The following is an 8698-nucleotide window of genomic DNA, read 5'->3' as shown; positions in this document are numbered from 1 at the left end:
AACAAAACCCGCCCTCCCCACCAATAACGGAACAACAAAACCCGCCCTCCCCACCGATAAACGAACTCGGCACTTCCGCACCCCCAAACCCCAAACCCCAAACCCTGCCTACCTTTGACTTAGCTTGTCACCCCTTCAGCCCAAACATTTCCGATGTTGTGAGTTTCGCCAAAAAAACGGGAATCCTGAATCTAAGAAGGACAAAAGACAAAGCATGAGATTCCCCCAATGATGCAAAAACTGTCTACACCAAGAATCGAATACGGACAATCCCTACTGGGGCTACATCTAATCAGTCTCCTCATCGGGTACACCGTAGCCGGTTGGTTATTATCCCTTTATCAAGCCCCGGCGCTAATTTGGCTAGGAACCCAAGCCGTCACCGTACACTTAGCTTGGCGAGGCAAAAGCGCGATCGCATTAGCCATCACTTGGGTAGTTGGTGTTGTCTGGATCGGCACCCTAGCTAGGGCGTACCCCCCCAGCCTACGTTTCAATTTTCAACTGTTAGTCATTGCCTTATTTTTGATCTGGCTTTTAGGCATAATTCTAGCCTTTGGTGTAGCCTTTGCCAAACAACCGATACAAGCCACCGGATTGAAAAACACTCAAGCCTTTTGGTTTTTAGTCACCCTTGCTTTTAGTGGGTTAGCCGTCGGTCGAATTTTGGACATTATGGTTATACGTTAATTGTTGATCTAGCAACAAGCAGAAAGCCGAAGGATTATTACGGCTACCTTTTCGTATCAGCGATTCAATGTATCCTAACCTGAATAACACTGACTGAAGAGAAATGTAACTGACTGGTATGCTGGTGGGCAGTGCCCACCCTACAGGATATCCGGCTTGTAGTAAAAGCTTCAGCCCTATACTCTGTTGGGTTGAGCGAAGTCGAAACCCAACCTACAACCTCAAACGCCAGGAAATAACATTCCGAAACCTCAAGCTAAAAAACCGGGTAATCGTTTGAACCCGTTTTAACGGGTTTAAGCTTTAAGCCAGAACTTTAGTTCTCGGCTTCAATCTTTATCAAGGAGACAAAAACATGAAAACTTCAATCTTTATCAAGGAGACAAAAACATGAAAACTTCAACCTTACCGGGACAATCCCAGCAAAAAATACCCAACTATGCCGATCGCAAGCCCCAGTATTATATCGACAAAATGGAGCCAGAACTCCGGGCAAGTTTCACTACCCAACAACTTCAGGCAATATTTAATCTGTTAGATGAGGCAATTCCTAAGCCATCGCCCAAGATTGTCGATTTAAGATTTTTAGTCGATTTAATCGTCACCCGCTTCTATGTCGTGTTATTAGTCGGTAAAGATAGGCGAAGAAAACCCCGGCGTTACATCCCCAAAGGCGTAGCTAAAGTTGGCAATGTCATCGCGGCGATTATCCTACTGTTAGGCGTAAACCTGTTATTGAGTGCTAGTTTATTCCTATTCGCTTACTTACTCAAATCCTTAGTCGGCATCGATTTCTTTTCCGGCGATCGCCATCTTCCTGATCTAATTAAAAGCATTTTCCAGTAAGTAGGGGCGCAAAGACTTGCGCCCTTTTACCGCAGCAATGTGCGCCCGATTTCACCGTCAAATCTATTCCACAATTTTAGCTGTGTCAGTCCAGTCGTGGCATGGCACACCTAATTGGGTGGATTAGAATTACGCCCAGAAAAGTTAATAAATTAGGGGCTAAAGCCCCTACTACGAACCCAATTTATTCCACAATTTTAGCTGTGTCAATCCAGGAGTGCGAGCGCCTCGCTCGCTACTGAGTCGGGCTTTTGACTTAAGGGAGTAACTCCCTATCTTCTGCTCTTGGTTTTAATAATCCAAATTCCAACACCTGCCGGAAATAATTGACAATCACAAAAAATAAAAATCCTAACGATAGAAGGAGTTCGGCAAACTCTTGATCTCTTGAAATAACGAATCCCAATCCATCGGTATATTCAAGGATAACATAGATAACCAACGCTAAACTAAAAAATATAGCCAAAAACCAATTAGGGATTAAATAAGTGAGATAATGATAACCCCCTTGTTGCTTTTGTCGATGCGAACGAGACAAAAAAATAATCCCTAACAAACATAAGAAGCTAATCCCGATAATTCCTTCCCCCCAATAATCCTGAAACCAGACCAAATTATGAATCGTGAATTCTTTTTGAACATTGTAGGTTTCAAAGAAAGGGGGGAGTTCCCAGCCAAACAAGCGTTGACCCCAACTGACCTCTTCTAAGGCGACAAAAATAAAAAAGGCACTGTATAGATAGTACCCCCAGCCCAAAACGTTTTGACGTAGCCGGAAAAAATAACGACCAATCGGTATCGAAAATCCACCCGCTAGGAAATAAGCAATAACCGTGCCATATTCAATAAATCCCCCCTCATCCAAAATCATCCGATAGGAACGGCTTTCACCGAGGCGCAATTTGAGCAGTAGCAGAATAATCGTGGCGAATATGGGGAAAACTAAGAGAAACCGCTTCATTATTTCTCGCCCGGAAAACAGGGAAAAATGAACCAGCCTTTTAATCGCTTGGCTTTTTCCAAAAAGGAACAACAGGATACCTAAAATTAAAGCGCTGATATTACTCAAATTCCACGTCCAGCCTGGATAGGATTCTAAAAATGGAGAGATTTTAGCCAGTTGGGCAATGGCGGCACCGATGCCAAACAGCATAAACATGATGCTGATGACTCGACTAAAAATAGTGATGCGTTCTTCCAGCGCTTGGGTATTGGGATAGAGGCTCATCCTTGATGTTTCGCCAGTAAACGTTGATTGCTTTTCAAAGATTAACGTTTACAATATCACATTTGTTCCAACTAACCGTTATTATGGCTAAGTACCTGGACATAAATTCTGTCCGCTGTGCTAAGAAATGTTAACAAGCCTTAAATCCTTACTGTTCCCTGTTACACACCGAGCGTGTTACTGAGCGAAGTCGAAGTAAGTCGAAGTAAGTCGAAGTAAGTCGAAGTAAGTCGAAGTAAGTCGAGGTAAGCGATGCCCTGAGCTTGTCGAAGGGTCGAGGTGTTCCCCGTTCCCTAATCTCAACCATCAACTTTAACTTAGTCCGACTACTTATGTATAATATTCAGGCAGTTCAGGGGCAATGGATGGATTGAATTCTTCCTCCTCCACACAAGCAGAACGGTTTCGACGGCTTCAGAGTCAGTTGCGCGATCGCTGGTCTAGTATTGATCTGTTTGACCAGGACGATCGCGACATCTTGGTGGTACCGTCTGTTACCGTTGATCAGCGGGAACTGGCGAAGATTCCCGGTTTTCTGCACTATGAGGAACGGCTGTTATTTTCACTGATTCGCTTACGCAATCCCCGCACCCGCCTGATTTACGTAACGGCGGTACCGCTATCGCCGATAGTCATTGATTATTACTTGCAACTTTTACCCGGAATTCCCTTTTCTCACGCTCGTGAGCGTTTGATGCTCCTCTCCACCTATGACGCCTCACTCAAACCCCTGAGCCAAAAAATATTAGAACGTCCCCGCTTAATGGCGCGAATTCGTCAGGCGCTGCGTCCGCACAAGTCCTATATGGTTTGTTACAATTCCACCCAGCTTGAGCGAGAATTATCAGTAAAACTCAATCTACCGCTTCTCGCACCTGACCCAGATTTACTCTACTGGGGAACCAAGAGTGGGAGTCGGGAAATTTTTAAACTCAGTGGTATCCCCCATCCCGATGGTTGCGGAACGCTGTGGACGGTGGACGAGTTGGTAGAAGCGGCGGCTGTGTTGTGGGAACGTCATCCTAATTTAAAGCGGATGGTGATTAAACTCAATGAAGGCTTTTCTGGGGAAGGGAATGCGATTTTAGATTTGAGAAAAATTCCCGACGCGGCACCCGGAAAAGCGTCTCATGATCAACGGGTTGCCGCTATCCACGAAGATTTAGACCATTTAGGCTTTCAGGCAAGTAATGAAACCTGGACTCAGTTTTCCAGTCGCATCCCCGAATTAGGCGCGATTGTCGAGGTATTTATTGAAGGAGAGAATAAGCGATCGCCTAGTGTGCAAGGGTATATTACCCCAAATGGTGATGTGAAGATACTCTCCACCCATGATCAAATTTTAGGGGGTCCAGACGGTCAGATTTATCTAGGATGTCGATTTCCCGCCGATGCTGCCTATCGCTTACCCTTACAACAGATGGGAATTAAAGTAGGAGAAGCCTTGGCAGAAAAAGGTGCAATTGAACGGTATGGCGTGGATTTTGTTGCCGTTCACCAGCCGGAGAAGGGGGAGAATGTTTGGGATTTACAGGCGATCGAAATTAACTTACGCAAAGGGGGAACCACCCATCCGTTTATGTCGCTGCGGTATTTAACCAATGGTCATTACGACGCCTCAACGGGTTTATTTCACAGCCAGCAAGGTCGCGATAAATATTACATCGCTACCGATAATTTACAACGGGATCATTACCGAGGGTTAATGCCTAATGATCTGATGGATATTATCACCCATTATCGCCTACATTTTGATAGCAGTACCCGGACGGGGAATGTGTTTCATCTGATGGGTGCCCTCTCAGAGTTTGGCAAACTGGGATTAACCTGTATTGGCGACTCCCCTCCAGAAGCGGAGGCATTTTATAACCAGGTGATGCAAGTATTGGATCACGAAACCACAGGGATTGATAATGACCAGTTTTCTTATCCCTGTGAACCTATTTCCTGGTTCTCTAAGTGATATCGAATCCGCTTGATTGCACACAGATGCGGCTTTCCCGTAGTTAGGATGGTAATAAAAATGAGCTATCTCCTAGGGTTTGATTAATGACGACTACATCAGTTTCCAGATATGTCACTCGTAATCCAGACATTTTAAGCGGTGAACCGATTATCATCGGGACGCGCATATCGGTGCGAGTCATTGTCGGCTTATGGCGATTGGGTACTCCTCCTGAAGAAATTCCGGCTCAGTATCCCCAGCTTACCCTGGCTCAAGTCTTTGATGCCCTGAGCTTCTATTTAGATAACCAGGCTGAAATCAATGAGTATATTGAGCGAAATCGAATCCCAGACGATCTGATTCATCCCGCAGTTCGCAAAGCCTTAGAAGCGGAATGAAAATCTTTGCGTCACTCTACACAGATGAGGATATTGCTAATTTGGTTGCCACTATTCTCAGAGCTAGAGGTTTGGATGTCGTAACAACTCTTGATGCTGGGATGGCGGGTTGCTCTGATCAGCAACAATTGGCTTATGCTGCTGCACAAGAGCGATGTCTATTGACTCACAATCGAGTGGATTATGAAAGATTGCACCTGAGCTACATCGAAACCGGACAAAAACATTCAGGCATTATTGTCACACCTCAAAATAATGCTTATGAGATTGCTAAACGAGTCGGTATCATCCTGAATACTCTGACAGCCGATGAAGTTTTTAACCAGCTTTTGTATGTGTAACAATTACCAGAAATCCTGCAAAGATGAAGCTCGATAGCCAATACGATTGGATGCTGACCTTGATTAGGGTTAGTTTTGCGTGCCAATAGGACACGGTAGAGATCCCCCCAAACCCCCCTTAAAAAGGGGGGCTTACTTTGGGTTCATTTGAAAACAGCAAAGGCTCGATCAGGATAAAACCAATTCCTCAACCAAAGGTTGTACCGTTCCACCCCCACATACTACCCTTGGCATCAGCGAACTCAATATAAATTCGCTTAATCGGGACACCCAGCTTTTCACTAATCACCTGGCAAAAGTCTTGACTCATTGCCTGGGTTTGGGCTGGACTCATCGTGCCAATATTTTTGACTTCCATGTAGCAGGTTGGCTCAACAGTACCGCCAAATGTCATGGATACACCATCTTCAAAGGCCGTCATCACATAGGATTCAGGCTTGCCTACATGCTGGGCTAGTTTACCGGAAAGGATTTTCAGCAACCCTTCCACTAGCGTAGGTTCTAGATTACTGACAGATGATTGAACTTTAATCAGAGGCATAGGCTTATTGTTTCAACTTCATTAGAACTGAGATCTTGCAGCACTGGTAATAAATCCCCAGTTACCCGGTGGTTGGCAAGAGCAACAAATGATCATAGAAGGGTGGTGAGGTTTATAACTCTTGCCCACTCTACGTCAAATCAGCTTACCCTTAACTGCTGCCAGAGCTGAGTTAGAACCATTTGGGATATGGGACAATTGGCGTTCAGTCTCTAGCCACCATATTGCCAACCGGTGCTTTCGAGTAAAAGCGGTTCTCCTTCCCGGTGGATACCTGCGGCAATCACTTCCCCCACATAAACACTGTGATCTCCCTTTTCCACCGAATCGACTACTTTACATTCGATGTAACCGAGGGAGTCAGAGATAATCGGACAGCCTGTGGCTTCTCCTTCATAAAATTCCACATCCGCGAACTTATTCCCAACCCGGCTTTGGGGTTTAAAGAATTTCGCCGCCATGTCTTTTTGTCCACTTTCTAGGAAGCTGATGCTGAACACACCATTTTTTTTCAGCATTTCGTGAGAACCTGTCTCTCTCTTAATACAATTAACCACCAGTGGCGGTTCAAACGAAGACTGCATCAGCCAACTTACGGTGAAACCGTTTAAGTTATCATCATCTTTGACGCCGCAGATATACAGACCATGCGGAATCTTACGCAGCATCGTTTTTTTCGCTTGTTCGTCTAGCAAGGCATCCTCTCCCTAGTTGCACAGATATGGCATTCAGTTTACCAAGAGGTTAGGGGTTTTGGGTGCAGGGGAGAGTGTTGACCCTTCACGACCTTCGAGGGAACATGGTTTGTAGGGGCGGGTTTTACTACTATCGTTTCTTTTTGACCCCGATGTGACTAAACCCGCCCTGAGTGAGTGTTAAATTAACTTCCCCAGCTTTCAGACGCGCCATGGCACGTCTCTACATTACCCTCCCACAACAGACAAGCTAATGAGGACGCCAGGTTTTGCGAACTCGACCCAAAATCCCTTTGCCTGAGAAATTCCGCTTAAACTGCTTAAATTCACCCGCATCTAACCAGACACCGTGACACTGGGGGCATTTTTCATACCAGATACTATACCGGTCAATATCAATCATGCGAAACATCGTCGCGCCACAGCGAGGACAATACACATCGTCATCCACTTGATCAAATTGATGTCCCGTTTCTGGAACTCCAATGTCCAAACTCTCGGAGTCTTTAATCCGCTTGAGTTTTTCAGCTTCCAGAGAATCAAACCAAATTCCTTTGCAGTTGCAGCAGCGATCGATTTCTATGCCACCATGAGTGATAGACTCTAAGCTTGCACCACATTTAGGACAGACGCTTGGCTTCATAGTTGACTAGGGAACAGGGAACAGGCAATACAATCACTATACTCGCAGGGTTAATGATCGGAATTTTAACGCCATCGTTAGCCTGTTGGGTTTTGCTTACCCTCTACCCAACCTACCAACCCATTGAGGCGGGTTTAGTCAAGTTAGGGGTGTCTCCCCCAGCTTCCCCAGCTCCCCCAGCTCCCCCAGCTCCCCCAACTCCCCCAACTCCCCTATCTCCCCTCGCGGCGAAAGAGGTGGGAGTGTTCTGGATGGTAAAGGCGGGAACGTGTTCCTACTTTGGTATCTTGGCTAGATATTGTCTCTGGTAAAGACCAGGGTGTTTTTAAGGCGGGACTAATAATATAAAGTGTTGTCCGAATTAGATTTTCCTGGTGAGTCAGTGCTGCCATTTGCTCTAGAGGGACAAGCCACATTTTTTCATCTGACCAACTAATCCGGAAACAGACAGCAACCGGGGTATTTGCTGGATAATGTTGCATCAGTTTGGCTTGGGCGGCTTCTATATGACGAGCGCTTAGATAAAGACAAAGACTGGCTTGATGCGCGGCTAGGGATGCTAATTCTTCCGACTCAGGTACGGCTGAGGCTCGACCACTAATGCGCGTCAGGATAATGGTTTGTACCACGTCCGGCACAGTGAGTTCAACTCCTAGTTTAGCTGCTGCCGCTTGGTAAGCACTAATACCAGGAATCAGTTCAAAGGGAATTTCCGCCTCGGTAAGGGCTTGCATTTGCTCGTGAATGGCGCTGTATAGACTCAGATCACCCGAATGCAGACGAACGACTGATTTTTGCGATCGCACTCGTTCGATCATTAGGGGTAAGATGTCTTCTAGGGTTTTATTCCCAGTTCGGATAATTTCTGCATCAGGACGGGTTTCCTGCAAAATTTGTGATGGCACTAAGGAGTCGGCAAATAAAATAACATCTGCTTTTTGCAGAATTTTCACCGCTTTAACGGTTAATAACTCCGGATCTCCAGGACCGGCACCAATGATGTAGACGGCTGGCGCTAGGGAAGGGAGAGGGTTTTGAAGTTGAGTAGAGTCAGAACTTTGATACATATAAATTTCCGGAACAAGTTCATAGAGATAGGAAATAAGAAATGGTAGATGCACCCTGGTTCAGTCCTAGAGATTTTTTCTCTGGGACTTTTGTTATTTTTAGACGACTTTTCCGGATCAGGTTCATAGGGATAGGAAGAAAGAAATGGTAGATGCACCCTGATTCAGTCCTAGAGATTTTTTCTCTGGGGCTTTTGTTTTTTTAGGCAATTAGTCCGGATTGGGTTCATGGGGATAGGAAATAAGAAGTGGTAGATGCACCCTGGTTCAGTCCTAGAGATTTTTTCTCTGGGACTTTTGTTAT

The 8698-nt window shown here is 45.5% G+C and carries 10 protein-coding genes; 5 read left to right on the top strand and 5 right to left on the bottom strand.

The features are described from left to right. The first annotated feature begins 228 nt into the window (after window positions 1-228). Together ACLFWI_RS21490 and ACLFWI_RS21485 are read left to right on the top strand one after the other, a co-directional pair. Window positions 229-690 carry a hypothetical protein gene (locus tag ACLFWI_RS21490; RefSeq protein ID WP_446414609.1) on the top strand — a complete coding sequence of 154 codons (462 nt, stop codon included), beginning with the start codon at window positions 229-231 and terminating at the stop codon, window positions 688-690. Window positions 691-1080: 390 nt separating this feature from the next. Next, window positions 1081-1536 (top strand): hypothetical protein, encoded by a 456-nt coding sequence (locus ACLFWI_RS21485; RefSeq protein WP_446414608.1) that lies wholly within the window; start codon window positions 1081-1083, stop codon window positions 1534-1536. A 256-nt stretch (window positions 1537-1792) separates the two neighbouring features. On the opposite strand, the gene ACLFWI_RS21480 is transcribed toward ACLFWI_RS21485, so the two are convergent. Further along, window positions 1793-2764 carry a hypothetical protein gene (locus tag ACLFWI_RS21480; RefSeq protein ID WP_446414607.1) on the bottom strand — a complete coding sequence of 324 codons (972 nt, stop codon included), beginning with the start codon at window positions 2762-2764 and terminating at the stop codon, window positions 1793-1795. 361 nt (window positions 2765-3125) lie between these two features. On the opposite strand from ACLFWI_RS21480, the gene ACLFWI_RS21475 reads away from it, so the two are divergent. The 3 genes from ACLFWI_RS21475 to ACLFWI_RS21465 all read left to right on the top strand — a co-directional run bounded on the left by ACLFWI_RS21475 (window position 3126) and on the right by ACLFWI_RS21465 (window position 5448). Further along, complete coding sequence (locus ACLFWI_RS21475; protein WP_446410442.1) at window positions 3126-4727, top strand: peptide ligase PGM1-related protein; 1602 nt, start codon at window positions 3126-3128, stop codon at window positions 4725-4727. A gap of 86 nt (window positions 4728-4813) precedes the next feature. Next, window positions 4814-5107: a DUF433 domain-containing protein gene (locus ACLFWI_RS21470; protein ID WP_446410443.1), complete on the top strand. Its 294-nt coding sequence runs from the start codon at window positions 4814-4816 to the stop codon at window positions 5105-5107. After that, on the top strand, window positions 5104-5448 hold the full coding sequence (locus ACLFWI_RS21465) for a DUF5615 family PIN-like protein (protein WP_446410444.1): 345 nt from the start codon (window positions 5104-5106) through the stop codon (window positions 5446-5448). The genes ACLFWI_RS21470 and ACLFWI_RS21465 overlap by 4 nt, the downstream gene beginning before the upstream one ends. A gap of 187 nt (window positions 5449-5635) precedes the next feature. Here the strand turns inward: ACLFWI_RS21465 and ACLFWI_RS21460 are convergent, their stop codons facing one another. From ACLFWI_RS21460 to cobM, 4 genes are all read right to left on the bottom strand, one after another. Then, complete coding sequence (locus ACLFWI_RS21460; protein ID WP_446410445.1) at window positions 5636-5989, bottom strand: phenylpyruvate tautomerase MIF-related protein; 354 nt, start codon at window positions 5987-5989, stop codon at window positions 5636-5638. Between the two features lie 212 nt (window positions 5990-6201). Further along, window positions 6202-6684, bottom strand: coding sequence for a flavin reductase family protein (locus tag ACLFWI_RS21455; RefSeq protein WP_446410446.1), 483 nt, complete (start codon window positions 6682-6684; stop codon window positions 6202-6204). A gap of 250 nt (window positions 6685-6934) precedes the next feature. Beyond that, on the bottom strand, window positions 6935-7327 hold the full coding sequence (locus ACLFWI_RS21450; protein WP_446414606.1) for a zf-TFIIB domain-containing protein: 393 nt from the start codon (window positions 7325-7327) through the stop codon (window positions 6935-6937). A 212-nt stretch (window positions 7328-7539) separates the two neighbouring features. Further along, the gene (gene cobM / locus ACLFWI_RS21445; protein ID WP_446414610.1) at window positions 7540-8394 is read right to left on the bottom strand and encodes a precorrin-4 C(11)-methyltransferase; all 855 of its coding nucleotides are present in this window, start codon (window positions 8392-8394) and stop codon (window positions 7540-7542) included. Window positions 8395-8698 lie beyond the last annotated feature (304 nt).

Origin of the sequence: Coleofasciculus sp., assembly GCF_046539235.1 — a bacterium.
GTDB lineage: Bacteria > Cyanobacteriota > Cyanobacteriia > Cyanobacteriales > Coleofasciculaceae > Coleofasciculus.
The sequence above is the reverse complement of the archived record's forward strand: the minus strand, read 5'-3'. Positions and strand labels throughout refer to the sequence as shown.

Excerpts from the sequence above, each read along its gene's own strand:
- ACLFWI_RS21490 (WP_446414609.1), top strand. The coding sequence starts at position 229 with ATGATGCAAAAACTGTCTACACCAAGAATCGAATACGGACAATCCCTA.
- ACLFWI_RS21485 (WP_446414608.1), top strand. The coding sequence starts at position 1,081 with ATGAAAACTTCAACCTTACCGGGACAATCCCAGCAAAAAATACCCAAC.
- ACLFWI_RS21480 (WP_446414607.1), bottom strand. The coding sequence starts at position 2,764 with ATGAGCCTCTATCCCAATACCCAAGCGCTGGAAGAACGCATCACTATT.
- ACLFWI_RS21475 (WP_446410442.1), top strand. The coding sequence starts at position 3,126 with ATGGATGGATTGAATTCTTCCTCCTCCACACAAGCAGAACGGTTTCGA.
- ACLFWI_RS21470 (WP_446410443.1), top strand. The coding sequence starts at position 4,814 with ATGACGACTACATCAGTTTCCAGATATGTCACTCGTAATCCAGACATT.
- ACLFWI_RS21465 (WP_446410444.1), top strand. The coding sequence starts at position 5,104 with ATGAAAATCTTTGCGTCACTCTACACAGATGAGGATATTGCTAATTTG.
- ACLFWI_RS21460 (WP_446410445.1), bottom strand. The coding sequence starts at position 5,989 with ATGCCTCTGATTAAAGTTCAATCATCTGTCAGTAATCTAGAACCTACG.
- ACLFWI_RS21450 (WP_446414606.1), bottom strand. The coding sequence starts at position 7,327 with ATGAAGCCAAGCGTCTGTCCTAAATGTGGTGCAAGCTTAGAGTCTATC.
- cobM (WP_446414610.1), bottom strand. The coding sequence starts at position 8,394 with ATGTATCAAAGTTCTGACTCTACTCAACTTCAAAACCCTCTCCCTTCC.